The organism is Aeromonas sp. S11(2024) (genome assembly GCF_041402345.1).
Lineage (GTDB): Bacteria > Pseudomonadota > Gammaproteobacteria > Enterobacterales > Aeromonadaceae > Aeromonas > Aeromonas veronii.
Window position 1 is genome coordinate 117773 of the sequence record NZ_JBGLRC010000007.1, and the last position, 23524, is coordinate 141296.

The 23524-nt window shown below is 61.6% G+C and carries 24 protein-coding genes; 16 read left to right on the forward strand and 8 right to left on the reverse strand.

Annotated features, from left to right (window positions below):
* Positions 1-97 precede the first annotated feature (97 nt).
* Positions 98-2671, forward strand: coding sequence for an ATP-dependent chaperone ClpB (gene clpB, locus ACB040_RS08620; protein ID WP_371154380.1), 2574 nt, complete (start codon positions 98-100; stop codon positions 2669-2671).
* A 299-nt stretch (positions 2672-2970) separates the two neighbouring features.
* On the opposite strand, the gene asnA is transcribed toward clpB, so the two are convergent.
* Entirely contained in the window at positions 2971-3963 is a 993-nt protein-coding gene (gene asnA / locus ACB040_RS08625) for an aspartate--ammonia ligase (RefSeq protein WP_021231465.1), read from the reverse strand.
* Positions 3964-4117: 154 nt separating this feature from the next.
* Here asnA and asnC point away from each other — a divergent pair, with 154 nt between their 5' ends.
* A complete protein-coding gene (asnC, locus tag ACB040_RS08630; RefSeq protein WP_005339783.1) occupies positions 4118-4579 on the forward strand; it encodes a transcriptional regulator AsnC in 462 nt (153 codons plus the stop codon).
* A gap of 63 nt (positions 4580-4642) precedes the next feature.
* Here asnC and ACB040_RS08635 read toward each other — a convergent pair whose 3' ends face one another.
* The gene (locus ACB040_RS08635; protein WP_338772946.1) at positions 4643-5407 is read right to left on the reverse strand and encodes a transporter substrate-binding domain-containing protein; all 765 of its coding nucleotides are present in this window, start codon (positions 5405-5407) and stop codon (positions 4643-4645) included.
* Between the two features lie 87 nt (positions 5408-5494).
* Here ACB040_RS08635 and ACB040_RS08640 point away from each other — a divergent pair, with 87 nt between their 5' ends.
* Positions 5495-6031: a DUF2301 domain-containing membrane protein gene (locus ACB040_RS08640; RefSeq protein WP_338772945.1), complete on the forward strand. Its 537-nt coding sequence runs from the start codon at positions 5495-5497 to the stop codon at positions 6029-6031.
* Here the strand turns inward: ACB040_RS08640 and ACB040_RS08645 are convergent.
* Positions 6028-6432 carry a CBS domain-containing protein gene (locus ACB040_RS08645; RefSeq protein WP_005356342.1) on the reverse strand — a complete coding sequence of 135 codons (405 nt, stop codon included), beginning with the start codon at positions 6430-6432 and terminating at the stop codon, positions 6028-6030. The genes ACB040_RS08640 and ACB040_RS08645 overlap by 4 nt on opposite strands.
* A 162-nt stretch (positions 6433-6594) precedes the next feature.
* On the opposite strand from ACB040_RS08645, the gene ACB040_RS08650 reads away from it, so the two are divergent.
* A complete protein-coding gene (locus ACB040_RS08650; protein ID WP_338772942.1) occupies positions 6595-7299 on the forward strand; it encodes an SDR family oxidoreductase in 705 nt (234 codons plus the stop codon).
* On the opposite strand, the gene ACB040_RS08655 is transcribed toward ACB040_RS08650, so the two are convergent.
* On the reverse strand, positions 7225-7800 hold the full coding sequence (locus ACB040_RS08655) for a 2-amino-4-hydroxy-6-hydroxymethyldihydropteridine diphosphokinase (RefSeq protein ID WP_371154384.1): 576 nt from the start codon (positions 7798-7800) through the stop codon (positions 7225-7227). The genes ACB040_RS08650 and ACB040_RS08655 overlap by 75 nt on opposite strands.
* A 124-nt stretch (positions 7801-7924) precedes the next feature.
* Here ACB040_RS08655 and ACB040_RS08660 point away from each other — a divergent pair, with 124 nt between their 5' ends.
* The 4 genes from ACB040_RS08660 to ACB040_RS08675 all read left to right on the forward strand — a co-directional run bounded on the left by ACB040_RS08660 (position 7925) and on the right by ACB040_RS08675 (position 11322).
* Positions 7925-8017, forward strand: a complete 93-nt coding sequence (locus tag ACB040_RS08660; protein ID WP_005339800.1) for a YnhF family membrane protein — start codon at positions 7925-7927, stop codon at positions 8015-8017.
* A 103-nt stretch (positions 8018-8120) separates the two neighbouring features.
* Entirely contained in the window at positions 8121-9521 is a 1401-nt protein-coding gene (locus tag ACB040_RS08665) for a HAMP domain-containing sensor histidine kinase (protein WP_031227888.1), read from the forward strand.
* Positions 9518-10045: a hypothetical protein gene (locus ACB040_RS08670; RefSeq protein ID WP_005356347.1), complete on the forward strand. Its 528-nt coding sequence runs from the start codon at positions 9518-9520 to the stop codon at positions 10043-10045. The genes ACB040_RS08665 and ACB040_RS08670 overlap by 4 nt, the downstream gene beginning before the upstream one ends.
* Positions 10042-11322: a sigma 54-interacting transcriptional regulator gene (locus ACB040_RS08675; protein WP_139412128.1), complete on the forward strand. Its 1281-nt coding sequence runs from the start codon at positions 10042-10044 to the stop codon at positions 11320-11322. Before ACB040_RS08670 ends, ACB040_RS08675 begins: the two co-directional genes overlap by 4 nt.
* A gap of 1 nt (position 11323) precedes the next feature.
* On the opposite strand, the gene ACB040_RS08680 is transcribed toward ACB040_RS08675, so the two are convergent.
* Positions 11324-11806 carry a DUF1097 domain-containing protein gene (locus tag ACB040_RS08680; RefSeq protein WP_338772935.1) on the reverse strand — a complete coding sequence of 161 codons (483 nt, stop codon included), beginning with the start codon at positions 11804-11806 and terminating at the stop codon, positions 11324-11326.
* Between the two features lie 368 nt (positions 11807-12174).
* On the opposite strand from ACB040_RS08680, the gene msrP reads away from it, so the two are divergent.
* Together msrP and msrQ are read left to right on the forward strand one after the other, a co-directional pair.
* Complete coding sequence (gene msrP / locus ACB040_RS08685; protein ID WP_371154388.1) at positions 12175-13176, forward strand: protein-methionine-sulfoxide reductase catalytic subunit MsrP; 1002 nt, start codon at positions 12175-12177, stop codon at positions 13174-13176.
* Entirely contained in the window at positions 13167-13793 is a 627-nt protein-coding gene (gene msrQ, locus ACB040_RS08690; RefSeq protein ID WP_005339821.1) for a protein-methionine-sulfoxide reductase heme-binding subunit MsrQ, read from the forward strand. Before msrP ends, msrQ begins: the two co-directional genes overlap by 10 nt.
* Here msrQ and ACB040_RS08695 read toward each other — a convergent pair.
* Positions 13790-14038, reverse strand: a complete 249-nt coding sequence (locus ACB040_RS08695; RefSeq protein ID WP_013724184.1) for a PepSY domain-containing protein — start codon at positions 14036-14038, stop codon at positions 13790-13792. The two genes, msrQ and ACB040_RS08695, sit on opposite strands and share 4 nt — an antisense overlap.
* 63 nt (positions 14039-14101) lie before the next feature.
* Here ACB040_RS08695 and ACB040_RS08700 point away from each other — a divergent pair, with 63 nt between their 5' ends.
* The 4 genes from ACB040_RS08700 to ACB040_RS08715 are packed head-to-tail and all read left to right on the forward strand — an operon-like array spanning position 14102 to position 16967.
* Positions 14102-14440, forward strand: coding sequence for a PepSY domain-containing protein (locus tag ACB040_RS08700; protein ID WP_005339825.1), 339 nt, complete (start codon positions 14102-14104; stop codon positions 14438-14440).
* A 21-nt stretch (positions 14441-14461) separates the two neighbouring features.
* The gene (locus ACB040_RS08705) at positions 14462-15118 is read left to right on the forward strand and encodes a response regulator transcription factor (RefSeq protein ID WP_371154391.1); all 657 of its coding nucleotides are present in this window, start codon (positions 14462-14464) and stop codon (positions 15116-15118) included.
* Positions 15115-16464 carry a sensor histidine kinase gene (locus ACB040_RS08710; protein WP_005339828.1) on the forward strand — a complete coding sequence of 450 codons (1350 nt, stop codon included), beginning with the start codon at positions 15115-15117 and terminating at the stop codon, positions 16462-16464. Before ACB040_RS08705 ends, ACB040_RS08710 begins: the two co-directional genes overlap by 4 nt.
* A 41-nt stretch (positions 16465-16505) precedes the next feature.
* Positions 16506-16967, forward strand: a complete 462-nt coding sequence (locus ACB040_RS08715; RefSeq protein WP_005339830.1) for a hypothetical protein — start codon at positions 16506-16508, stop codon at positions 16965-16967.
* A gap of 84 nt (positions 16968-17051) precedes the next feature.
* Here the strand turns inward: ACB040_RS08715 and torA are convergent, their stop codons facing one another.
* Positions 17052-19532, reverse strand: coding sequence for a trimethylamine-N-oxide reductase TorA (gene torA / locus ACB040_RS08720; RefSeq protein WP_371154394.1), 2481 nt, complete (start codon positions 19530-19532; stop codon positions 17052-17054).
* 23 nt (positions 19533-19555) lie between these two features.
* Positions 19556-20686 (reverse strand): NapC/NirT family cytochrome c, encoded by a 1131-nt coding sequence (locus ACB040_RS08725; protein WP_005339847.1) that lies wholly within the window; start codon positions 20684-20686, stop codon positions 19556-19558.
* A 276-nt stretch (positions 20687-20962) separates the two neighbouring features.
* Between ACB040_RS08725 and ACB040_RS08730 the strand changes: the two genes are divergently transcribed.
* Entirely contained in the window at positions 20963-22930 is a 1968-nt protein-coding gene (locus ACB040_RS08730) for an ATP-binding protein (protein WP_371154396.1), read from the forward strand.
* A gap of 55 nt (positions 22931-22985) precedes the next feature.
* Positions 22986-23483 carry a response regulator gene (locus tag ACB040_RS08735; protein ID WP_013724182.1) on the forward strand — a complete coding sequence of 166 codons (498 nt, stop codon included), beginning with the start codon at positions 22986-22988 and terminating at the stop codon, positions 23481-23483.
* Positions 23484-23524: the final 41 nt, after the last annotated feature.

Sequence of the window (23524 nt, forward strand, 5' to 3'; positions counted from 1 at the left end):
TGCCCTTGAAATAGCCCGTACGGGCCTCATCTTTCATCTCAGAAAGTTATGTTGTTTGCCGCGCAAGCGGCGTCTGCCTGTTTGAAGGGGGAGTGCAATGCGCCTCGATCGCCTTACCAGCAAATTCCAGATTGCTATTTCCGATGCCCAGTCTCTTGCGCTGGGTCGTGACCACCAATTCATCGAACCCGTTCACCTGATGACCGCGTTGGTCAATCAGGATGGCGGCTCTATCCGTCCGTTGCTCACCCTGACCGGGATGGATATCAACGCCCTGCGCTCCCGCCTTGGCGAGGAGCTGGATCGCCTGCCGCGCGTCAGCGGCGTAGAAGGGGACGTGCAGCTCTCCAACGGCCTCGGCCGCCTGCTCAACGTCTGCGACAAACTGGCCCAGCAGCGCAAGGATCAGTTCATCTCCTCCGAGCTGTTCGTGCTGGCTGCCCTCGACGACAAGGGAACGCTGGGTGAGCTGCTGCGCGCTCAGGGGCTGACCAAAGAGAAACTGGAAGCGGCCATCGACAAGGTGCGTGGCGGCAAGAAGGTGGAGGATGCCAACGCCGAGGAGAACCGTCAGGCGCTGGAGAAGTACACCATCGATCTGACCGAACGGGCCGAACTCGGCAAGCTCGACCCGGTGATCGGCCGGGATGACGAGATCCGCCGCACCATTCAGGTGCTGCAACGCCGTACCAAGAACAACCCTGTGCTGATCGGTGCCCCCGGTGTCGGTAAAACCGCCATCGTCGAGGGACTGGCTCAGCGCATCATCAACGGCGAAGTGCCGGAAGGGCTCAAAAACAAGCGGGTGCTGTCGCTGGACATGGGGGCGCTGGTGGCCGGTGCCAAGTATCGCGGTGAGTTTGAAGAGCGGCTCAAGGCTGTACTGACCGATCTCGCCAAGGAGGAGGGCAACGTCATCCTCTTTATCGACGAGCTGCACACCATGGTCGGCGCCGGCAAGGGCGAAGGGGCCATGGACGCGGGCAACATGCTGAAACCTGCGCTGGCCCGCGGCGACCTGCACTGCGTCGGCGCCACCACCCTGGATGAGTACCGTCAGTACATCGAAAAAGATGCCGCGCTGGAGCGTCGCTTCCAGAAGGTGCTTGTGGAAGAGCCGAGCGTGGAGGACACCATCGCCATCCTGCGTGGCCTGAAAGAGCGTTACGAGCTGCACCACCATGTGCAGATCACCGACCCCGCCATCGTGGCGGCGGCCCAGCTGTCGCACCGCTACATTGCGGATCGCCAGTTGCCGGACAAGGCTATCGACCTTATCGACGAGGCGGCAGCCAGCATCCGGTTGCAGATCGACTCCAAGCCGGAGGCGCTCGATCGCCTCGAGCGGCGCATCATCCAGCTCAAGCTGGAGCAGCAGGCGCTGATGAAAGAGGACGACGATGCCAGCCGCAAACGACTGGAGCTGATCAATCAGGAGATTGGCGAAAAAGATCGGGAATACAACGAGCTGGACGAAGTGTGGAAGGCCGAGAAAGCCGCTCTCGCCGGCACCCAGCATATCAAGGCTGCGCTGGAGCAGGCCCGTCAGGATCTCGATGTGGCGCGCCGCGCAGGCGACTTGGGCCGGATGTCCGAGCTGCAGTACGGCCGCATTCCGGAGCTGGAGAAGCAGCTGGATCTCGCCACTCAGGCCGAGATGCAGGAGACCAGTCTGCTGCGCAATCGCGTCACCGACGTGGAGATCGCAGACGTCCTAGCCCGCTGGACCGGTATTCCGGTCGCCCGCATGTTGGAAGGGGAGCGCGACAAGCTGCTGCGGATGGAAGATCAGCTGCACAGCCGGGTGATTGGTCAGGAGGAGGCGGTCGATGCGGTCTCCAACGCCATTCGTCGCTCCCGCGCCGGGCTCTCCGATCCGAATCGCCCCATCGGCTCTTTCCTGTTCCTGGGGCCCACCGGGGTGGGCAAGACCGAGCTGTGCAAGGCGCTGGCCGAGTTCCTGTTCGATACCCAGGATGCCATGGTGCGGATCGACATGTCCGAATTCATGGAGAAACACAGCGTGGCCCGTCTGGTGGGGGCGCCTCCCGGATACGTGGGTTACGAAGAGGGCGGTTATCTGACCGAGGCGGTACGCCGTCGTCCCTACTCGGTGATCCTGCTGGACGAGGTGGAGAAAGCGCATCCGGATGTGTTCAACATCCTGTTGCAGGTGCTTGATGATGGCCGCCTGACCGATGGTCAGGGTCGCACCGTCGATTTTCGCAACTCGGTGGTGATCATGACCTCCAACCTCGGGTCGGATCTGATTCAGGAGCACCACTCCGAGAAAGACTACGACGAGATGAAGGCCATGCTGATGGATGTGCTGACCCGCAGTTTCCGGCCGGAGTTTATCAACCGGATCGACGAGACGGTGGTGTTCCATCCCCTCGGCGAGGATCACATCAAGTCCATCGCCCGCATCCAGCTCAAGAGCCTGATGGGCCGTCTCGAGGCTCAGGGTTACGAGGTGGAGGTGAGCGAAGCGCTGCTCGAGAAGCTGGTGCATGCCGGGTTCGACCCCGTCTACGGGGCGCGGCCTCTCAAACGGGCGATCCAGCAGAAGGTGGAGAACCCGCTGGCGCAGGCCCTGCTCTCCGGCCGCATCGTGCCGGGCAAAAAACTGGTGCTGGGGGCCGACAGCAACGGCCTTACCATGACCCAGTAACCAGTCTCGCATCGATGTTTGCAACGCCAGCCCTCGGGCTGGCGTTGTCATATCTGGTGGCGGGGATTCGGCAGAAAAAAAACGGCAATCCGAAGATTGCCGGGAGGAATGTAGTGACGCGACCTGACGTGGGTTGAGCGGGTCGCAGGGGCAAGCCCCGGTTTCGCCGTGGGCCATCAGGGATGACCACGCGACTTACAGCATGTCCGGACTGCGCTCGTTCAGTCCGCACCGCCACACAACTTCAGGGCTGACCCGCGTGCCACTGCGCGCAGGCCAGACCGATGAAATCAACGCGTTTACAGCATGCCTTGCACGGCAGCTTTCATCTCGGCTGGCCAGACACCAACCTGCACCTGACCGATATGCTCTTTTTGCAGCAACAGCATGGCCAGACGAGATTGGCCGATGCCGCCGCCGATGGTCTGCGGCATCCGTGCGGCCAGCAGATCCTGGTGCCAGTCGTACTGCAGGCGATCCTCGTCGCCTGTGATGGCCAGCTGGCGGCGCAGCGCCTCTGCGTCGACCCGGATCCCCATGGAGGAGATCTCGAAGCTGTCTTGCAGCACCGGGTTCCACACCAGAATGTCACCGTTCAGGCCTGCCAGACCCAGCTCGCTGTGGCTGCTCCAGTCGTCATAGTCCGGGGCACGCACATCGTGACGCTCACCGTGGGAGAGGGCACCGCCGATGCCGATCAGGAACACGGCCCCCAGCTCTTTGGCGATGGCACGCTCGCGCCCCTTGGCATCGAGGTCCGGGTAACGGGCCAGCAGCTCTTCGCTGTGCAGGAACTGGATCTCGGCCGGCAGGAAGGGGGTCAGCTCATGCTCGGCACAGACCGCGCGCTCGGTGGCCTTGATGGCAGCCCAGATGCCGCGCACGGTTTCTTGCAGATAGGCAAGATCGCGGCGCTCGCTCGGCATAACCTTCTCCCAGTCCCATTGATCCACATAGACGGAGTGGATGGGGGTGAGCTTGTCTTCATCCGGACGCAGCGCCTTCATGTGGGTGTAGATCCCTTCACCCGGGCCGAACCCGAAGCGACCCAGGGTCTGGCGCTTCCACTTGGCGAGTGAATGGACCACTTCGTAGCTGTGCTCAGGCAGGGTTTTCACTTTGACCTGCACTGCATTCTCATGGCCAGAGAGGTTGTCCTGAGTGCCATCACCGACCCGGCTCAGAATGGGGGCTTGCACCTCCATCAGACCCAGTTGCTGGGCGAGTTGGCGGGAGAACATCTCTTTGACGAAGCTGATCTGCTGTTGGCTGCGAATGTAGTGCTGTTTCATGCTGAATTCCTGTTTCAAACCCCGTTGGATGTGGTGATTCTTCAACGGAATGCCAACTAAATTCAATATTCGACAATAGAAATAGGCTTTGTGTATTTTTTTCTTCAAAATAAGCAGTTATTTAATGAGGTATCGTCAACGGGAGTGCAAAAAAATGCCGGAAAATTACCGGATCGATAATCTCGATCAGGCCATCCTCACCGCTCTGATGGAGAATGCGCGGATCCCTTACGCCGAACTTGCGAAACAACTGGCGGTCAGCCCGGGCACCATCCATGTGCGGGTGGAGAAGATGAAACAGGCGGGGATCATCGAGGGGACACGGGTGCAGGTTAACCCCAAGAAGCTGGGTTACGACGTCTGCTGCTTTATCGGGATCAATCTGAAGAGTGCCAAGGATTACCCCTCGGCACTGGCCAAGCTGCAGGCGCTGGACGAAGTGGTGGAGGCCTACTACACCACGGGCCACTACAGCATCTTCATGAAGGTGATGACCCGCTCCATCGACGAGCTGCAGATAGTGCTGATCAACAAGATCCAGACCATCGACGAGATCCAGTCCACTGAAACCCTGATTTCGCTGCAGAATCCGATCCTGCGGGACGTGAAGCCTTGAGGTGGGTTGTATAAGGGGTAGGGTGTAGAGATCCATCTCCCATGCGAAACCCTGACCCCTTGATCAGGGTTCGATATAGGGGATGGCGTACTTGTCGTAGAGGGCCTTGAGGCTGCCGTTTCGCTTCATGCGCAGCAGTTCGGCATCGTAGGCCGCCATCAGGGCCGGGGTCTGTGCATCCGCTCGTGCGCGGGCCCAGGTGTTGAAGTAGGGGCTGCTCTTGAGCGGTTTGGGCAGGTAATCGACCTTGCCTGTCAGCCCCTCCTCCTTGATCTGGGTGAAGGCGGTGACCAGCGGCATGGGTACGGTATCGATCCGTCCGGCCAGCAGTTTGCGCAGTTGCAGCTGGTTCATGGTGATTTCCTGGAACTGATAGGTCGGGTCGGTCATGGCCGCTGCCAGTTCAGGGGTGTAGGAGAAATCCTTGGTCACGCCGATGCGCCAGGGTTTGAGGTCGGCCAGCGTTTCGTAGCGGATCTTCATCAGGTCCGCCTTGCGCACGAAGAAGTGCCAGCTGTGGCGAAGATGGGCCTGTTGGGGATAGATGAGATAACTCTCCCGCTCTGCCTTGTAGGAGTGGGTCATCACCAGATCGCAGGCGCCGGTTTCGGCATTGCGGGTGAGGCGGGCACCGGAGTCGGCCAGCTCGATCCGAAAGGGCGTCTCCAGCTTGTCGAAGATGGCGGTGACGATGTCTATATCGAGTCCGCGGGGTTTCTGATCGGCATCGAGAAACTTGAGCGGGGGCTCCATGGTGCCGCAGATCACCAGCTCTTTGGCGGGCAATCCGAGTGGAAACAGCAACCAAAACAGGGGGATCACACGCAAACTACGTCTCCTGAGCCCGTTTGAAGATATTCCAAGACCTGATTCCAGTATATTGGATGGCACCTGATCCGTTAGAAGCGACTGTTTATGGCAAATCCTGAAATCGAGAGCCCGCTGGACGGGATCGACAAGTTGACTGTCTCGCTCTACCGCCTTGGCTTGAGTGCGGCAGCCTTGTTGCTGCTTTACCGCGGTGCGGCGCTGCTGAGCGGGATGGCACTGCTCCCGTCGGCACAATGGTTGATGTCGCTGGCAGTGGCAAGCGCAATCTGCGGCTTCTCGCTGCATATCTACGACAAGCGGATTCGCCTGATTCTGCAGGGATTTGGGTGGGGCGCACTGGCCCTGGCAACGGTGGGGGCACCGGATGCGCTAGTGCTGGGGGCGGCGTTGGCGACCCTCTCCGGGCTGGCGTTCAAGGAGCAGTTTTGCTTCGCCATTCCCGGCATCAAGCTGGTGCCCGTATTGCTGCCGGCGTTATGGCTGCTGGAGTGGTTGCGGGTGGAGTGGGCCGCCGCACTGGTGGCGCTGGTCTGCGGCGCCCTGTTGACCTTGCTGGCGCTGGCCAAGTGGCGAATGCCCCTGCACTTCGATATCGGTGACAAGGGGCGTTACCAGATCTAGGTCTGCTGGCACACCTTCATCTGCTGGTTGAGGGCCTGCATCACCTGACGGCGGCTGATGATGCCGATCACCTTGCCCTGTTGCAGCACCGGGTAGATCTTGGGCTTGGCATCGGCCATCTGGCGAGCCAGATCCAGAATGCTCTCATCCGGCCCGACCGAGAGGGGCGAGCGGTTCATCAGATCCTCCACCCGGGTGCGGGTATCGCAGTGGTAGCTGCCGGTGAGCAGGCTGGGGATGCAATCTTGTTCGGAAAGAAAGCCGATCAGCCGTTTCTGCTCATCCAGTACCGGCAGGCCGCCAAGACCCGATTGATGCAGGCGATCCAGCGCCTCGGCCAGGCCGAGTCCGGCAGTGAGGGAGTGGGTCAGGCGACCCATGTGGTGGTGTACTTTCAGCATGGTGGTGACTCCGCAAGAGGGGGATGCCGCCACTATGACGCGGGCGGGTGGCCCGCGACCAATGGCTTGTGCCGCAGGGATTGATAGGCACAAGCCATCGGTGGTGATCCGCTGGCAGGCGGGCTTCGTTCATGCAAGACCATGAAAGGGAAAGGAGATCGTATGCGTGCATTGGTTACGGGCTGCGGCCGTCGACTCGGATTTTATCTCTGTGAACAGCTGGTGGCGGCGGGTTGGCAGGTGACGGGCAGTTATCGCAGCGAGCGGCCGGAGCTGGCCACGTTGGCTGCATTGGGGGTCGAACTGGTGCAGGCGGATTTTGGCCGGGAAGAGGACGTTGGCAAGCTGATCGACGTGCTGGCTGCCCATCAGGATCTGGCGCTGGTGATCCACAACGCCTCGGCCTTCGAGCCGCAGGCAACTGATCCGGCTGCGCAACTGGCCCAGTTCGAGCAGTTCTACCGGGTGCACATGGCGGCCCCCTTCCAGCTCAACCGGGCGCTGGCCCCCCGGCTGGCCAGCAATTCCAACGCCAGCATCATTCACATTACCGATATCTATATCCATGCCCCGGCCCCCCGTTTTGCCAGCTATGTGGCGACCAAGGCGGGAGCCCATTCGCTGGCCATGAGCTTTGCCCGGGAGCTGGCGCCTGCGGTGCGAGTCAACACCATAGAGCCGGGCCCCATTCTGTTTCTCGACGAGCATGACGAGGCATGGCGCCGGCAGGTGTTGGCGAAAACACCGCTGGCGCGGGAGGGGGGACTTGAGCCCATCTGGCAGGCGGTGCAGTTACTGATGGGGAACAGTTATATGACGGGGGCCAGCATCAAGGTAGATGGCGGACGTGCGCTGGCCACCCTCTGATAGGTTGCCGAGCACCAGCGGCCCCAGCCCGACCTGCCGAGTCAGCAAGCCCTTGCCGGGTTTGAGCTTGCCCGACGGGGCGGGGAGCGTCACTTGCAGCGCCACCTTGGGGTCATGCACCTCGCCATGGCCATAGAGCTCGGCCAGCAGCTCCGCAAGATAGGAATCGACCTCTGCCGAGGCAAAGTCACCGCTCCTGTTGCTGGCCAGAATATCGATGTCGAGCGGCCGGTCGTGCACCTTGCAGAGCGGATCGCTGCGATCCCGGCCGTGAGCTACCTCGAGGGCGACAAAGTGCTGCTTGAGGCGGGCGGCATCGAGCGGGCTCTCCACCACCAGCAGGCAGTTGAGAAAGTCGTGGCTGGAGTGCATTCCCACCGGCTTGGTGCGGATCACCGAACTCAGTTGCAGGGGGCCGACGTTCGCAAGCAGCTCGGCCAGCGCATGGCTGACATGGGTATGCGGGTCAAGATTGGAACCAATGCTACACAGATAGAACATGCTCACCTTCCCGGGGTTGGGCTCATCTGAAATGTATACGCAGCTCACGGTTATCGGATTAACTATGGCTTAACATTGTCTTATCTATTGTGATCCGGCACTGATTGGCAGAAAGGAGGTTTGCATGAGTGTGGAGCTGAAATGGGCGCTGTTGACCGCCTCGGGCGCGCTGGCGATGATCATGATTATCTGTCTGGCCTCTGTCGCGTTGGCGTGAATCACCACAATCCAGATAATACAAACCGGCCTGTTGGCCGGTTTTGTTTTTTGGGGCGGTGCGGCTATGCTGGCGCACCGGTGAGAATGCAAGAGAAGAGATGATGACCAAGGTTCGCCCACGCTCCCTGCTGCAGGTGGTATTGATGGGATTTGTGCTGGTGTTGATGCCGCTGGGCGGCATGATCTGGCACAACAGCACCTCCCTTGCCCACCTCAGTCAGCTCACCAGCGACGAGATGGAGCGGGCGGTCAAGGATACCCGCCGCGCTACCCTGCTGACGGCGCAAGCCATCGATATCGAGCGCACCTTGCGCCGCTTCGCGGTGCTGGGGGATCGCCGCAGTCTCACCAGCTACCAGCAGCAACTCGACGGGTATCGGGTGTTGCTGGCGGAACACCGCAACTCCATCACCGACGGCCAGCTTTACAGCGGGCTCGATCAGGGGCTGGCCTGGCTCGACAGCCTGCAGGATGCTGCGCTGGCCCGGGCGGCGGCAGCGGGGGACAAGCTTGAGCAGTTCAACGATGCCAACAAGCAGCTCGAAATAGTCACCCGCAGCCGGGTTGACGAACACATGGATCGGGTGCAGCTCACCATCGCCGGACTGACCAGCGAGCTCTGGTGGGTGAGCGGAGCTGTGGCGGCGCTCAGCCTGCTGATGGTCTTTATCTTCACCTACCTCATCATCCACCCGGTACGACAGATTGAGTCGCGCATCTTGAGTCTGGGTGCCGGGGTCGAACCCGATCCCAAGCCGGTTGACGGCCCTGCCGAGCTGGTATTGCTGGGGGAGCGGATCGTCTGGCTGCACGACAAACTCAAGGAGCTGGAGCTGCAGAAATACCAGTTCCTGCGTCATGTTTCCCACGAGCTCAAGACCCCGCTGGCGGTGCTGCGGGAAGGGACGGATCTGCTCTGCGAGCAGCTGGTCGGGCCTTTGACGCCGGATCAGCTGGAGATCTGCCAGATGCTCGACGAGAACAGTCGGCGTTTGCAGACCCTGATCGAGCGTCTGCTCGACTTCAACCGGCTCAGTCAGCAGGAGGCCTTCGAACTAGAGCCCGTCCCCCTGCTGCCGATGTTGTCGGAACTTTCTGCCGAGTACCGGCTGGCATTGGAGTCCAAGCAGATCCGTGTACACTTGCCGACCGTGCCGGTTACCCTGTGGGCGGAGCCCTACCGGCTACGGCTGATCCTCGATAACCTCTTCTCCAACGCCGTCAGTTACGGCGCCAGCGGGGGCAATATCTGGATCAGGGCAGGGCAGAATGAACAGATAAGCTGGCTGGAAGTGGCCAACGAGGGGCCCAAGATCCCCGTGGCCGATCAGCAACGCATTTTTGAACCCTTCGAGCAGGGCAGCACTGTGCGGCAAGGTCTCTTGAAAGGCTCGGGCATGGGCCTCTCCATCGCCCGCGAGTCTGCCAACAGCCTGGGGGGGGAACTGGTTCTGGTAGAGGATGAACAGGCTGATGTCTGTTTCAGGTTGACGTTGAAATGAGGACTATGAAGATACAACGCGTATTTCCAGCTCTGATGGCAGGGCTGCTCGCGGGTTGCTCCTTGCTGCCGCAACAGGCAGAGCGGGAGTCCTCCGATATCGCTTTTGCCAAGCGGATGGAGTTTGCCAACAAGGAGATGCAGGTGCGTCTGCAATACTCCGACTGGCTGCTGGCCAGTCACCCCCAGCAACGGGTGCAGGAGCGTCAGCGTCTAAAAGGGGCTGACGATCTGGAGAGCCGGGTCAGTCTGGCCATGGTGGACTCCCACCCCGCCGAATCGGTAGCCAATCGCACCGCCGGTCTGGCGCGCCTGAAGCAGATGCTGCCCGAACTGGGTCTCGATGCGCAGGCCTTTTTACGTAGCTGGATCGCCCTCGGCGAGCAGCTGCTGGCTCGCGACAGCCGTCGCGATGACCAGAGTCAGGAGATCCAGCGGCTGCGCCGCCAGATCGAGCAGCTGACCGCTATCGACGACCAGCTCAACCAGCGCAAGCTGAACGAGAATCGTGAGGTAATACCATGAGCCGGATCCTGTTGGTGGATGACGACGTCAGCCTGCTCAAACTGATGAGCATGCGGCTGCGCAGTCAGGGTTATGAAGTGGATACCGCCGACAGTGCGGAAGGGGCCCTCGACCGGTTGCGTCAGCAACGGGCCGATCTGGTACTGAGCGATCTGCGGATGGCCGGCATGGACGGTCTGGCGCTGTTCGAGCGGATCCAGGCCCAGTGGCTGGGTTTGCCGGTGATCATCATGACCGCCCACGGCACCATCCCGGACGCCATTCAGGCGACCCGTTCCGGGGTCTTCAGCTTCCTGACCAAACCCATCAACAAGGATGAGCTGTTCGCCACCATCGAACATGCGTTGAGTCTGACGCGGCCGAAACAGCAGCAGGAGTGGCAGTCGCTGATCCTGACCCGCAATCCCCAGCTGGAACAGCTGCTGATCCAGGCTCATAGCATTGCGACCATGGAGGTGCCGGTGCTGATCATGGGGCCGTCAGGTTCCGGCAAGGGGGCGATGGCGCAGGCGCTGCACCAGGCCAGCCAGCGGCGCGACAAGCCGCTCCATACCATCAACTGCGCCGCCATTCCGTGGGCGTCACTCGACCTGCAGCTGTTTGGTGAAGATGGCCAGTCAGGGCTGTTCGAGCAGGCCAAGGGGGCGACCCTGTTTCTCGACGAGATTGGCAGCCTCTCCGAATCCCTGCAGGCCAAGCTGCTGCAGGTGATGGAGGAGTATGGTCAGGGCACGCCGGAGGTGCGGGTGCTCAGCTCCAGCCATCAGGATCTGGTCAAGGCGATGGAGGAGGGGCGCTTTCGGGAAGATCTCTTCTACCGTCTCAACGTCGCCAACATCACCTTGCCGTCTCTCAGTGCCCGCAGCGAGGATATCCCCCTGCTGGCCCGACAGGCGCTCGACGATTACCGTAGCCGCCACAGTGACTGCGCCGCCATGGGTTTTTCGCCCGAATCGCTGGCGATGCTGGCGGCCGCTGCCTGGCCCGGCAACGTGCGCCAGCTCTGCAACGTGGTGGAACAGCTCGCCAGCCTCTGTTGCAGTCCAGTGATCGGGGTCTCCATGGTGGAGTCAGCCCTGAGCGGTGGCGGCGGCGGCATCCCCTCGTTCAACGAGGCTCGTGCCGAATTCGAGAAGGAGTATCTGATCCGTTTGCTGCGCACTACCGAAGGCAACGTGACCCTGGCGGCCAACCTGGCGGGCAGAAACCGTACCGATTTTTACAAGTTATTGAATCGGCATGGTATCGAAGCTGCAAATTTCAAATCGAAGGGATAAATCAGGCGGGATCAACCACCGCCGGAGCGGCATCGGCTTTTTGAGTTTTATGGGAGAGCCAGAGGCCGCTTGCCTTCATCAGGTAACCGAACAAGGCGCCAATGATGAGGGAGGGCAGGATCAGCCGCCACTCGCCAGCCGCCCCGAAGGTGGCACAGCAACCGGCAAAGGTGCCGGGAATGTAGCCGAGCCACTGCTGCTTGGCCTGTACGCACATCAGGGTGGCGACCACCCCCGTCATCACATAACTCGCCACGCCCGCCCCCCACAGGCTGTCGCCATGGATCAGCAGCAGCGCCCACAGCATGCCGCTGGTGTTGCAGAAGATGGTTTGCAGCAGCGCCTTGTAGCCGCCGCTTGACGCGAAATAGCTGGTGCAGCCGAGAAAGCCGACCCAGGAGATAAGGCCGAACGCGACGGCAATCCAGCCCCAGACGGCGGAGAGAATTCCAGTGGTGATGGCGATGGCGATCAGTGGGCTCATGGGGCGACTCTTCAGTTGGCTTCGCAAAATGGGCAGCCTACCCCCGGCAATCGGGGCGGCAAGCGGGGGCCGAATTGTGTGTGATCTTCATCACCCTTTTCAACTCAGGAATACGCTTGCGCTCGCGAAAAAAATTCATTGGTGACCGGCCTGACAGTCGGCCATAGTTAGAGGCCCTGTCCTGCTCATGGAGTGAGTCTGATGGCGCCAAATGTGATCGTTCCCCTGCTGGTGTTCGTAGTCCTGTTTCTGGTCGGCACCATGGCCAAGGCACTGCCCCTGCACCACATGATGTAAATTTGTGTGAAATAAAAATCTGCCGGGGCGGGTCTTATCCATACTGCCTCACTCAGCCCCGGGAGTTTTTCATGTTGATCAAGCGTCGTACCGCCCACCCCCTCACCGAACAGGATGTCACCCCGGAAGCCGTTTATCAGGACCGCCGCCTTATTCTCAAGGGGCTGGGTCTGGGCGCGGCTACTCTGGCGTTTCCCACTCAGGCCGGTGTACTCGATCTGCTGCGCGGTAAAGAGGATGCTCCCCAATTAGCCACCAAACCGCTCAACAGCAAGCCTGCCGATCGCCCGGCCAATCTGGTACTGACACCGGAAGAGAAGGCCACCAGTTACAACAACTTCTATGAGCTGGGCACCGACAAGTCCGACCCGGCTCGCAACGGCCATTACCTCAAGCCCGAACCCTGGACCCTCAAGGTGGAGGGGGAGGTGGCCAAGCCCTTTACCCTCGATGTGTGGGGTCTCATCAACAAGATCGAGCTGGAGGAGCGGATCTACCGGCTGCGCTGCGTCGAAGCCTGGTCCATGGTGTTGCCCTGGAATGGTATCTCGCTGGCAGAGATCATCCGCCGTGCCGAGCCCACCAGTCGCGCCAAGTTTGTTGCCTTCGAGACCCTGTTTGATCCGAAACAGCTGCCGGGTCAGGCTTCCAGTCTGGGGGGCGGCATCGAGTATCCCTATGTGGAGGGGTTGCGTATCGACGAGGCGATGCACCCTCTCTCTTTCCTTGCGATGGGGCTCTATGGCAAGACCCTGCCCGCCCAGAATGGCGCGCCGATCCGGCTGGTAGTGCCGTGGAAGTACGGCTTCAAGAGCATCAAGAGCATCGTCTCGATCCGGCTGGTGGAGGAGATGCCGCCGACCACCTGGAACCTGCTGGCTCCCAACGAATATGGCTTCTACGCCAACGTCAATCCGCAGGTGGATCACCCGCGCTGGAGTCAGGCCAGCGAGCGCTTTATTGGCGAGGGTGGAGTGTTTGGCGCCAAGCGTCAGCCGACCCTGATGTTCAACGGCTATGGTGACGAAGTCGCCTCGCTCTATCAGGGGATGGATCTGCGCCAATGGTACTGAGATTGAAACCGGCCCATATCAGCGGCTTGCGGGCGCTGGTGCATCTGGGCTCCTTGGGCTTCCTGCTCTGGCTGGTTTTTGCCATTCCAGCGGGTCTGCTGGGGGGGGATCCGGTGCCAGAGCTTATCCACTACCTCGGTAAGGGGGCGCTCAACCTGCTGCTGCTCACCCTGCTGGTGTCGCCGCTGGCCAAGCGCTGGCGGCAGGGGCAGCTCATCAAGCTGCGCCGCCCCCTCGGGCTCTGGTGTTTTGCTTGGGCGCTGCTCCACTTCATGGCGTGGCTGGGGCTGGATCTGCAGTTTGACTGGGGGCTGATTGGCGGCGAGCTGGTCAAGCGCAGCTATATCGTGGTGGGGATGGTGGCCCTGTTGCTGCTGGCCGCCCTCAGCATCACTTCGCTGCCCGCATTGCAGCGCCGCATGGGCGCCGCATGGCAGAAACTGCACAACTGGGTCTATGCCATCGCCCTGCTGGTGCCGGTGCACTACTGGTGGTCGCTCAAGAGCGGTTGGGGGGAGCCTCTCATTTACCTGCTGCTGGCCTGCGCCCTGCTCTGGCCGAGGCGGGAGAAGCTGCTGCGCCCCATGCGGGGACGCTGGAATGCAAAAGAGGCCTAATCGGCCTCTTGTTGTTTGATCTCGCCAGTGTAGGCATCGACGATGAGATGCACCTTCTGATCCTGGCGATTGAGGGTTTTGACCTCGAATTTGTCCCCTTCCAGCTCCACTTCCCGAATGTCGTGATACCCTTGCGCCAGCAGGAGTTTGACCAGCCCGGCCATGTCGAGACGGCTCTGGGCCGCCCAGCTTGTGGCACTCAACAGGCAAAGGATCAGCAGGAAACTGCGCGGGATCATATTCATTCCGGATTCATGGCTGGCAGACTATAAACGCCATTATGTTAGGTTTTTGGAGATGAATCATCCATGAATAGAGCGCTCCCTCTGCTTGGGTTATTGCTGCCGTTGCTGGCACAGGCGGTCACGCCTGATGAAGCCATGCTGCAGCAAGCTGTCCATGAGGGACGGGTTCGGCCCTTCCATGAAATGATGGAGGTGGCGGCCAGATTGCCGGTGCGGGTGTTGCGGGTGGATCTGGGGGAAGAGGATGGTATCTGGCTCTATGAACTGCGAGTCATCGATCGGGAAAACAGCGTGATCAAGGTAGCCTATCGGGCCGACAACCTTGAGCTGGTGTGGGCCAAGGGCCACCATCTGGAGCGGCTGTTCGAACCGCCAAAGCCCCCGGTCGAGGATGATGAATAACCCCTGTGTGGAAGCCTGTTCATGCGAATTCTGATTGTTGAAGACGAAAAAATTCTGGCTGGTCAGCTGGCCGAACAGCTGCACCTCTCCGGCTTTGTCACCGACCTCTGCCACGACGGCAACGAGGCCGGTTTCCTCGGTGAGACCGAACCCTATGACGCCATCATTCTCGACCTCGGCCTGCCGGGGCGCGATGGCCTGAGTGTGCTGAAAGAGTGGCGCAGCAAGGGGATCGATACCCCTGTGCTGGTGCTGACCGCCCGTGGCCAGCTGCACGAGAAGATCGAGGGGCTCAACGCCGGTGCCGATGACTACCTGACCAAGCCGTTCCAGGTGGCCGAGCTGGTGGCGCGGGTCCATGCGCTGGTGCGCCGGGCGGCAGGCAACGCCAGCTCCATTCTGGAAATTGGTGGGGTGCGGCTCGACATGGCGGCTTCCCAGGTGTGGTACGAAGGGACTCCCATCAAACTGACCGCCCACGAGTTCCGGGTGCTGGGTTACCTGATGCAGCATCGGGGCAAGGTGGTATCACGCAGCGAGCTGATCGACCACATCTACGCTCAGGATTTTGACCGCGACTCCAATACCGTGGAGGTGTTCATCGGCCGGATCCGCAAGAAAACCAACCCCGATCTGATTGAGACAGTGCGCGGCCTCGGGTACCGGATCAACGAATGAGGCTGGTCAGAACCCTGCGGGGACGACTGGTCGCCATCGCGCTGGTGTGGTGCGGGCTGTTTCTGTTCGCCACCGGTTTCAGTCTGCAGACCATGATGCGCAACTACTGGCAGGAGGCGGAGGCCGACGGTCTGCGCCTGCAGCTTTATGATCTGCTCTCCCGGCTGGAAGTGGCCAAAACCGGCCTGCCGGTGGTCACCGGCTCCCTCTCCGATCCCCGCTTCAATCAGCCCTACTCCGGCTACTACTGGCAGCTGGAACTGGGCCGCGATGTGGTGGGGCGCTCCCGTTCCCTGTGGGATACCAACCTGAAGAGCGACGGCCTCAAGTCGGCGTTTGGCGATCCCGACCTCTTCGTCGGCAAGGGGCCCAACAAGGAGCCGCTGCTGATCATGACCCGCACCGTGCTGCTGCCCGGTTCGGATCGGGTGTTCACTCTGGTGATGGCCAAGGACAGCAGCGCCCTGACCCAGACCCTCAACAAGACCCGCATCAGCCTGTTCCTCGGTCTCGGCTTTGCTGCCGCCGGTCTGGTGCTCGGCTTCATGTTCCAGATCGTCTACGGCTTGCGGCCGCTGCACCTGCTGCGCCGCGAATTGGGGCGGGTTCACGAGGGTCATCAGGAGGGGTTCCGGCTGCGCTATCCGCTGGAGATCCAGCCGCTGGTGGAGGATATCAACCGGCTGCTGCACCACTACGGCGAGCTGCTGCAGCGGGCCCGTTCTCACACCGGCAATCTGGCTCACGCCCTCAAGACGCCGCTCAGCATCATGCGCAATCAGGTGGCTCAATTGCCGCCGGAGGATCAGGCCGCCATCGGCGAGCAGCTCGACCAGATCCAGCGCCATATCGACTACCACCTCGGCAAGGCGCGGGTGACCGGCGCCGCCAAGATCCTCGGGGTCTCGACCCCGGTGCGGGCGCGGGTAGAGTATATCTGCCGCGCCTTCTCCCGCCTCTATCCGGGCAAGACGGTGGATCTGCAAGTGCCCGCCAATCTGGCGGTCGGGGTGGAGGAGCAGGACTTCGACGAGATGGTGGGCAATTTGCTGGAGAACGCCTTCAAGTGGTCAGCCAGCGAACTGCGCATCTCCAGCGCCGAGCTGGGGGGCTGGATCACCCTGCGTATCGAGGATGACGGCCCCGGCATGAGCGAAGATCAGATCGCCAAGGCGGTGCTGCGCGGGGTGCGGCTCGACGAGAAGGTGCCGGGCTCGGGCCTGGGTCTCAACATCGTCTCCGATCTGGCGGAAGCCTATCGGGGCAGTTTCATCATGGGCCGCGCCGAACTGGGCGGTCTGGCCGCCTCCCTCTCGTTGCCCAAGGTGGCAAGAGTCGAGAGCTAGGCATAACATATGGCATTTGTTTTAGCCTGAGGAAGAGAAGCATGACCGACGATCCGTGGGCACTGTGTCACCTTGACGATTCGTTTGATGCCTCTGTGCTGGGGGTCAAGGGCGCCCAGATCCAGTGGTTTGAAGACAGGGATGGCCTGATCGCGTTCCTTCTGGAAGATTTTGTCGACCTGCTGGCCGATGTGGGCGAGCTGGATGAAGAGCAGACCGAGCAGGCGCGTGAGCGCTTCACCCTGCTGGTGGAGCAGAGCTTCGACGATCGCACCCTGATGGATGCCATCAACGATCTCGCCTCCGGCCTGCGTCGCATCGCCTGGTTGGGGCCGCTCTCGGAGCTGGCCGAGATCAGCGATGAGTTTGCCTCCGGCCTGCGCCGCTATTTCTGGAGCCAGTACGACGGGGACGAAGATGACCCGGACGCCTGGGTGCCGGAAGAGCTGTGGCCACAACTGGTTGAGTGCGCGCAGGAGTATATGGAGGAGGGGGAGTTCTAAACCCGTCCCGACCATGCCTGAGCTTTGGCAGACAGATAAAGAAACGGCGCCATCATGGCGCCGTTTTGTCCGGTAGCAACCGCCTTAGCCGTTGGCCGGTACCGCGTGGGCGGTGTTGGCCAGCACCGGGCCAGTGTACTTCTCGATCTGCAGCTGGGCCATGTGGCCGCAGTTGCCCTGCGCCAGACTGGACGAGCCTTCGTCGAAGGTGAGGCAGTTGACGTTGCCGTTCTTGCAGATGCTGCCCGCTTCGCCCGGCTTGGCCGGGTCGTACCAGGCCCCTTCGCAGATCCGCACCACCCCTTGGCGCACATCCTCGGAGAGCAGGGCGCCCACCAGGATCTGGCCGCGTTCGTTGAAGGCACGCACCAGATCCCCCTGGGCGATGCTACGAGCCTTGGCGTCCAGCGGATGTATCATGATCGCCTCGCGGTCGGCGATGGCGAACTTGTCCCGCAGCGGGGTGTTGTCGAGCTGGGAGTGCAGCCGCTGGGTCGGGTGGGAGGTGTTGAGCGACAGCGGATAGCGCGCTGCCACCTCGCTCTTCACCCACTCCTTGGGCTCATACCACTTGGGATGGCCGGCGCAGTCGGCGTAACCCATCCCCGCCACCGTGTTGGAGAAGATCTCGATCTTGCCGGACGGGGTACCGAGCGGGTTGAGCAGCGGATTCTCACGAAAATCGGCGTGACGGATCCACTGGCGGTTGGCCTCGGGGATCGGGAAGCGGATGTAGTTGTTGGACTCCCAGAACATGTTGAACGGCGGCAGCGCGACGCGGGCGCCGCGGGCCTGCGCCGCCATGCCGTCGTACATCTGCTTGAGCCACAGCATCTCGTCCTTCCCTTCTGTGTACTGCTCCTGCACACCCAGTTTGGCGGCGATGGCGCTGAAGATGTCGAAGTCGTTGCGGGCTTCAAACTGGGGCGGTACGCACTGGTGCATCGGGAACACATAGCGCTGGGAGTAGTCGCCGCCCATCTCCAGATCGTTGCGCTCGTAGCTGGTGGTGACCGGCAGCACGATATCGGCGTGCTTGGCGGTGGCGGTCCAGTAGGGCTCGTGGACGATCACGGTCTGCGGCTTGCGCCACGCTTGCAGCAGGTTGTTGGTGTCCTGATGGTGGTGGAAGGGGTTGCCGCCCGCCACGTAGACCAGCTTGATGTCCGGATAGGTCACCTTGCGGCCGTTGAAGTCGATGGTCTTGCCCGGGTTGGCGAGACAGTCGGCGATGCGGGCCACCGGGATCGGAGCTGGGCTGTTCTTCGGTGCGTTGCCGGCGGAGATACCCGCCAGAATGCCACCCTTGGCGGTGGGGCTGCCACCGGAGGAGTAGTGGTAGCTGAAGCCGTAGCCGCCGCCCGGCAGGCCGATCTGGCCCAGCATGGAGGCCAGAGTGACCAGCATCCAGTTCGGCTGTTCGCCGTGCTGCTGACGCTGCATCCCCCAACCGGCCATGATCATGGTGCGCTTGGTGGCCATGTCGAGAGCCAGCTGGCGGATCACCTTGGCATCGACGCCGCAGACGGTGCTCGCCCATTCGGCGCTCTTCGGTTGGCCGTCATCCTTGCCGAGCAGGTAGTTCAGGAACTTGTCGAAGCCGACGGTATAGCGATCGAGGAAAGCCTGATCGTGCTTCTTCTCGCTGTAGAGGGTGTGGGCCACACCCAGCATCATGGCCACGTCGGTGTAGGCGTTCGGGGCAATCCACTCGGCGCCGACCAGCTTGGCGGTCTCGTTGTAGATGGGGTCGATGCTGATGACGCGGGTGCCTTTCTCTTTCAGCGCCATGAAGCCAGCCTGGCCTTCGTGATCCGGCATGTTCCAGCTGTTCTTCAGGGTGACCTGGGCGTTGACCCCCCACAGCACCACCAGTTCGGCGTTCTCCACCACGTTGGGCCAGGCGGTCTGCTGCTCGTACACCTCGATGGAGCCCATCACGTGGGACATGATCACCTGGGCCGCGCCGGTGGAGTAGTCACCGGCATAACCGGTGAAGCCGCCGGAGAGGTTCATCAGGCGGTGCAGCAGGGTGCGGCTGTTGTGGAACATGCCGACACTCTTCCAGCCGTAGGAACCGGCGTGGATCGCCTGCGGGCCGAAGTCACTCTGCACGCGCTGGATTTCACCGGCCACCAGTTCGATCGCCTTGTCCCAGCTCACTCGCACCCACTCGTCGGCACCGCGCAGCTCCGGCTTGGCTCCCGGGCCATGCTCCAGCCAGCTCTTGCGCACCATGGGGTATTTGATGCGGTTCTTGGCGTGCACCTGGAACGGCGCCATATCGATGAGATCGTTCGGCGCCGGATCATCGGCCACCGGCTGGACGCGCACCATGCGGCCATCCTCGACGATCGCCTCGAAAGCACCCCAGTGGGCGCCGGTCAGAATGCCCTTCTGGGCGGGCACCAGGGTCGGGAACTGACTCAATGCGGTGCTGATGGCTTGCGCCAGCGCACTCTTGGGAAAAATGCCGCCGAGCAGGGGCAGGGCTGCGCAGGCGCCGAGCCCCTTGAGCAGGTTGCGGCGGGACAGATTGGTCTTCTTGTCATTGAAAAAAGTCATAACGGTTTTCCTCTGTGCCAGCCTTAGTGGGCCGCGCTCATGTCACTGGCGTGTTTCTGGACATACTGGGTCAACATGCGAGCCTGTTCCGGGGTCAGGGAGGTGCGAGATTCCATCCCCTTGATGACGCCGATCCACTGGTTGGCATTGAAGTGATCCAGTGCGGTGAGGCCGTGGCAGCCGGTACAGTTGTTGGACATCAGGGTGGAGGCGTATTGCCACAGCTTGCCCTGATCGCCGATGAGCTGGCTCTGGTCGACCCAGGCGGTCAGCTTGACCTGATGCCAGGTGAGGTTGGTGGCGCTGTCGGTTTCGCTCTGGCCGGTGACCAGCGCTTTCTTGGCGGCATCGCCGACCAGCACGCTGAGGATCCGCTTGCCCGGTGCGGCGTAGAACACTTCGCTCACGCCATCCTGTTGCCAGCCTTCGATCTGTACCTTGGCGCGGCCGTTTTCGTTGGCCAGCACTTCCACCTTGGTGGAGGGCATCAGGGTGCCTTCGTCGGTCTTGGCGGCGGCATCGAGGAACAGCGGGGTGGTGGCGATGGCGTAACGGGTTGTGACATTGGCCGGAGTCTGGGCCGCAGCCTGCGCCAGCTCGCTGGCACCGGCGGCTGCCAGGCCGCTCATGTCAGGCATGATGTGGGCGACACCGCGGTGGCAGTCGATACAGGTCTGGCCCTCCTTGATGGCGACCGGGTGCTCGGCGCGGGCATTGGGGCGCTGGGCCAGAATGTCCATCGCCTCGTAGCTGTGGCAGCTGCGGCAGGTGGCGGAGTCGTTGGCTTTCAGCTCGTCCCAGACGGATTGGGCCATCCGCAGCTTGTGGGCTTCATACTTTTCCGGGGTGTCGAGCGTGCCGATCGCCTCGTGATAGATATCCTTCACGGCGCGGATCTTGGTCCACAGATAGGAGGTGGGGTCGCCCGGGATGTGGCAGTCGGCGCACTCGGCGCGGATCCCCTTGGTGTTCTGGAAGTGGACACTACCCTGATACTCGGCGAGCGGAGTCTGCATGGAGTGGCAGGAGACGCAGAATTCGGTGGAGCTGGTCTTGTGCAGCACGGTCACGGTGACACCCAGTGCCGCGACACCCAGCAGGGCCCCGAGCAGCAGGAGCCAGAACCAGGTTTTTCTTATCAGTTTTCCAATCATGGCGGCGTTTTCCTACGGTCAATAATTACCTACATAGTACTAGTCCAATAGTAGTAGTAATGATAGGGATAAGGCGTTGACCTCCATCATGGTTTATATTTTTGATTGCTGTCACATTTTGTCTTTTATTTTGTTATTGATATATTTGTCGAATTAAATTCAGTTGTTTTCTGTTTTATCTATTTGTGCACTTTCCGCGACAGCTGTTAGCCCCCTCGCAAAACCCCACAAGATTCGCTGATATAGTGAGCAGTGAGCCTCAACGGAGTGTCGCTGATGAGCCCTTTCTCACTGCTGTGTGTCGCCGCCAACGTGCAACTGCTGGCCGAATTCGAACAGGAGTTGGCTCCGCTGCTCGGCCATTTCGCGCTGGTGGTGGTGGTCGGTCAGGGGTCGGCTGAGCTGGCCCTGGACGAGCTGGATCGTAAGGGGCAGCCACCCGCCGTAGTGGTGTGTGACAGCGAGCTGGGGGATGGGAGAGGGGCCGATTTTCTGATCCGCCTCGGCAGCCGTCACGAGGCGTGCCGCAAGATCCTGCTGGGCAGCCAGCCGGAGATGAAATCGATCATCGAGGCGGTCAATCTCGGTCGCCTCGACTACTACCTGCAACGCCCCTGGCGCGATGGCAGTCTGCGCCGGGCGGTGATCGAGCAGGCGAGCCACTTTGTATTGCAGCGTCCCGAGGCGGACCTGCTGAGCTATGCCGCCGTGCTCGACAACCAGAAGCTGCTGCGAGCCCACGTCGATCGCCAGTTGGCTGCCTATCGGCAGGGCTTTATGGATTACACCCACTGCAGCGATGAAGAACTCTCCCGGGTGGTGATCGACGGCCTCTACCAGTTTTTCGAGGGCAATGACGAGGAGCGGGTCTGCCGCCACTACAGCCCGGGCCATGTGCTGACCCGCGAGGGGGAGCCCAACAGCTTCCTCTGGTTTATCGCCAAGGGAGAGGTGGTGCTGCGCAAGCGGGACGAGCAGGGGATCGACCAGGAGGTGGTGCACTACCGTACCGGCTCGCTGGTGGGGGGCATGTCCTTCGTGACTGGAGAACCCGCCTTCACCACCGGCGTGACTCTGACCGGTGCCGAGGTTATCAAGCTCGACAAGCTGCAATTCTCCCGGGTGATGCAGGCGCGCAGCGAACTGCTCCCCTCCTTTACCAACCTGCTGCTGCGCCACTTCAACCGCCGCCTGCAAAACAGCATCCGCACCGAGATGCGGCTGCAACAGACCCTCAACTCCCTCGATGCCGCTCACGCCCAGCTGGTGGAGAGCGAAAAAATGGCGATGCTGGGTCAGCTGGTGGCCGGTGTCGCCCACGAGCTGAACAACCCGGTGGCGGCCATTATCCGCGGTAGCGAGACCCTGCGGGCCGCCATCCCCGATCTGGTCAATCTCGAACTACCTGCCCCCATCAAGGGTCTGGGCAACCAGACCCTCTGTCAGGCGCTCTCCTCCCAGCCGGTCTCGACCAGCGAGATCCGTGACAAGACCCGGCTGGCGGAGGGGCGCTTTGGCGATCGTCAGCAGGCGCGACTGGCGGTGCAGATGAATCTGGATGACGAGCTGAACTGGCAGCGCTGGTTTGCCAGCCGCACTGCCGACGAGCGGGAGGCGCTGCTCTCCCGGCTGGAGCTGTTCCAGCAGACCGGCAGCTTCCTGCGCAATATCGAAGTGTGTGCCCGTCGCATCGGCGATCTGGTCAAGAGCCTCAAGCAGTATGCCCGGCAGGATCGGGCCGAGCCCACGCTGGTAGACCTGCACGAGGGGCTGGAAGATACCTTGATGATTTTCGAAAACCGCCTCAAGCATCATGAGCTCTGCAAGGAGTACCAGCCGTTGCCGCTGGTGCGCTGTCACCCCATCGCCCTGCAACAGGTGTGGACCAACCTGATCGCCAACAGTCTGGATGCCATGAGCGGCTCGGGGCGACTCACCATTCGCACCGGGTTGCTGGATCCCGAGTGGGTCATGGTAGAGATCGAGGATAGCGGTTGCGGCATCGAGCCCGAGCTGTGGCAGCGGATCTTCGAGCTCAACTTCACCACCAAGCGGGAGGGCCATTTCGGCCTCGGTATCGGTCTGAGCGTTTCGCTGCAGATAGTTCAGCAGCACCACGGCCGGATTGAGGTGGCCTCCGAACCGGGCCGTTACACCCGGATGCGGGTCTGTCTGCCGCTGGATGGCATGGGGCAGGCCGGTTACGGGGGCGAACCTCATCACAACAAGGAGCATGCGGCCTGAGCCGTCGCCAGCATCAATCGCGCGGCGTGCCAAACCATGTCGCCAAGGAGGAGCAATGAACAAACACTATCTGATCCTGTGTGTGGACGATGAGCGTGAGGTGCTGGATGCGGTGATCCACGATCTCGCCCCGTTCCGTTCCCACTTCGAACTGGAAGCCGCCGAGAGCGTCGATGAGGCGCGAGCGGTGGTGGAGGAGTGGGAGAGCGACGGCAACAAGCTGGCGCTGATCCTCTGTGACCACATCATGCCGGGAACCCTGGGGGTCGATTTTCTGGTGGAGCTGAACCGGCGTGCCACTACCCGCGCCAGTCGCAAATTGCTGCTGACCGGACAAGCGGGGCTGGAGGCCACCGTCGAAGCGGTCAATCGCGGCGGGTTGCACTACTACCTTGCCAAGCCGTGGAAGCTGGAGACCCTGCAAGAGGCGGTGCGCGAACAGCTGACCGACTATCTGCTGGCGGAAGATGGCGAAAATGCCTTCCACTATGCGCCGCTGCTCAATCAGGCGCGGCTGTTTGCCGCCATCCACGATCACCCGTTCGACGAATAGGGGCAGTTGGGCTTTCGCGGTGGCAGTTGTATACTGTCTGC

Coding starts and splice junctions, on each gene's coding strand:
- clpB (WP_371154380.1), top strand. CDS start 98: ATGCGCCTCGATCGCCTTACCAGCAAATTCCAGATTGCTATTTCCGAT.
- asnA (WP_021231465.1), bottom strand. CDS start 3,963: ATGAAACAGCACTACATTCGCAGCCAACAGCAGATCAGCTTCGTCAAA.
- asnC (WP_005339783.1), top strand. CDS start 4,118: ATGCCGGAAAATTACCGGATCGATAATCTCGATCAGGCCATCCTCACC.
- ACB040_RS08640 (WP_338772945.1), top strand. CDS start 5,495: ATGGCAAATCCTGAAATCGAGAGCCCGCTGGACGGGATCGACAAGTTG.
- ACB040_RS08645 (WP_005356342.1), bottom strand. CDS start 6,432: ATGCTGAAAGTACACCACCACATGGGTCGCCTGACCCACTCCCTCACT.
- ACB040_RS08650 (WP_338772942.1), top strand. CDS start 6,595: ATGCGTGCATTGGTTACGGGCTGCGGCCGTCGACTCGGATTTTATCTC.
- ACB040_RS08655 (WP_371154384.1), bottom strand. CDS start 7,800: ATGTTCTATCTGTGTAGCATTGGTTCCAATCTTGACCCGCATACCCAT.
- ACB040_RS08660 (WP_005339800.1), top strand. CDS start 7,925: ATGAGTGTGGAGCTGAAATGGGCGCTGTTGACCGCCTCGGGCGCGCTG.
- ACB040_RS08665 (WP_031227888.1), top strand. CDS start 8,121: ATGACCAAGGTTCGCCCACGCTCCCTGCTGCAGGTGGTATTGATGGGA.
- ACB040_RS08670 (WP_005356347.1), top strand. CDS start 9,518: ATGAGGACTATGAAGATACAACGCGTATTTCCAGCTCTGATGGCAGGG.
- ACB040_RS08675 (WP_139412128.1), top strand. CDS start 10,042: ATGAGCCGGATCCTGTTGGTGGATGACGACGTCAGCCTGCTCAAACTG.
- ACB040_RS08680 (WP_338772935.1), bottom strand. CDS start 11,806: ATGAGCCCACTGATCGCCATCGCCATCACCACTGGAATTCTCTCCGCC.
- msrP (WP_371154388.1), top strand. CDS start 12,175: ATGTTGATCAAGCGTCGTACCGCCCACCCCCTCACCGAACAGGATGTC.
- msrQ (WP_005339821.1), top strand. CDS start 13,167: ATGGTACTGAGATTGAAACCGGCCCATATCAGCGGCTTGCGGGCGCTG.
- ACB040_RS08695 (WP_013724184.1), bottom strand. CDS start 14,038: ATGAATATGATCCCGCGCAGTTTCCTGCTGATCCTTTGCCTGTTGAGT.
- ACB040_RS08700 (WP_005339825.1), top strand. CDS start 14,102: ATGAATAGAGCGCTCCCTCTGCTTGGGTTATTGCTGCCGTTGCTGGCA.
- ACB040_RS08705 (WP_371154391.1), top strand. CDS start 14,462: ATGCGAATTCTGATTGTTGAAGACGAAAAAATTCTGGCTGGTCAGCTG.
- ACB040_RS08710 (WP_005339828.1), top strand. CDS start 15,115: ATGAGGCTGGTCAGAACCCTGCGGGGACGACTGGTCGCCATCGCGCTG.
- ACB040_RS08715 (WP_005339830.1), top strand. CDS start 16,506: ATGACCGACGATCCGTGGGCACTGTGTCACCTTGACGATTCGTTTGAT.
- torA (WP_371154394.1), bottom strand. CDS start 19,532: ATGACTTTTTTCAATGACAAGAAGACCAATCTGTCCCGCCGCAACCTG.
- ACB040_RS08725 (WP_005339847.1), bottom strand. CDS start 20,686: ATGATTGGAAAACTGATAAGAAAAACCTGGTTCTGGCTCCTGCTGCTC.
- ACB040_RS08730 (WP_371154396.1), top strand. CDS start 20,963: ATGAGCCCTTTCTCACTGCTGTGTGTCGCCGCCAACGTGCAACTGCTG.
- ACB040_RS08735 (WP_013724182.1), top strand. CDS start 22,986: ATGAACAAACACTATCTGATCCTGTGTGTGGACGATGAGCGTGAGGTG.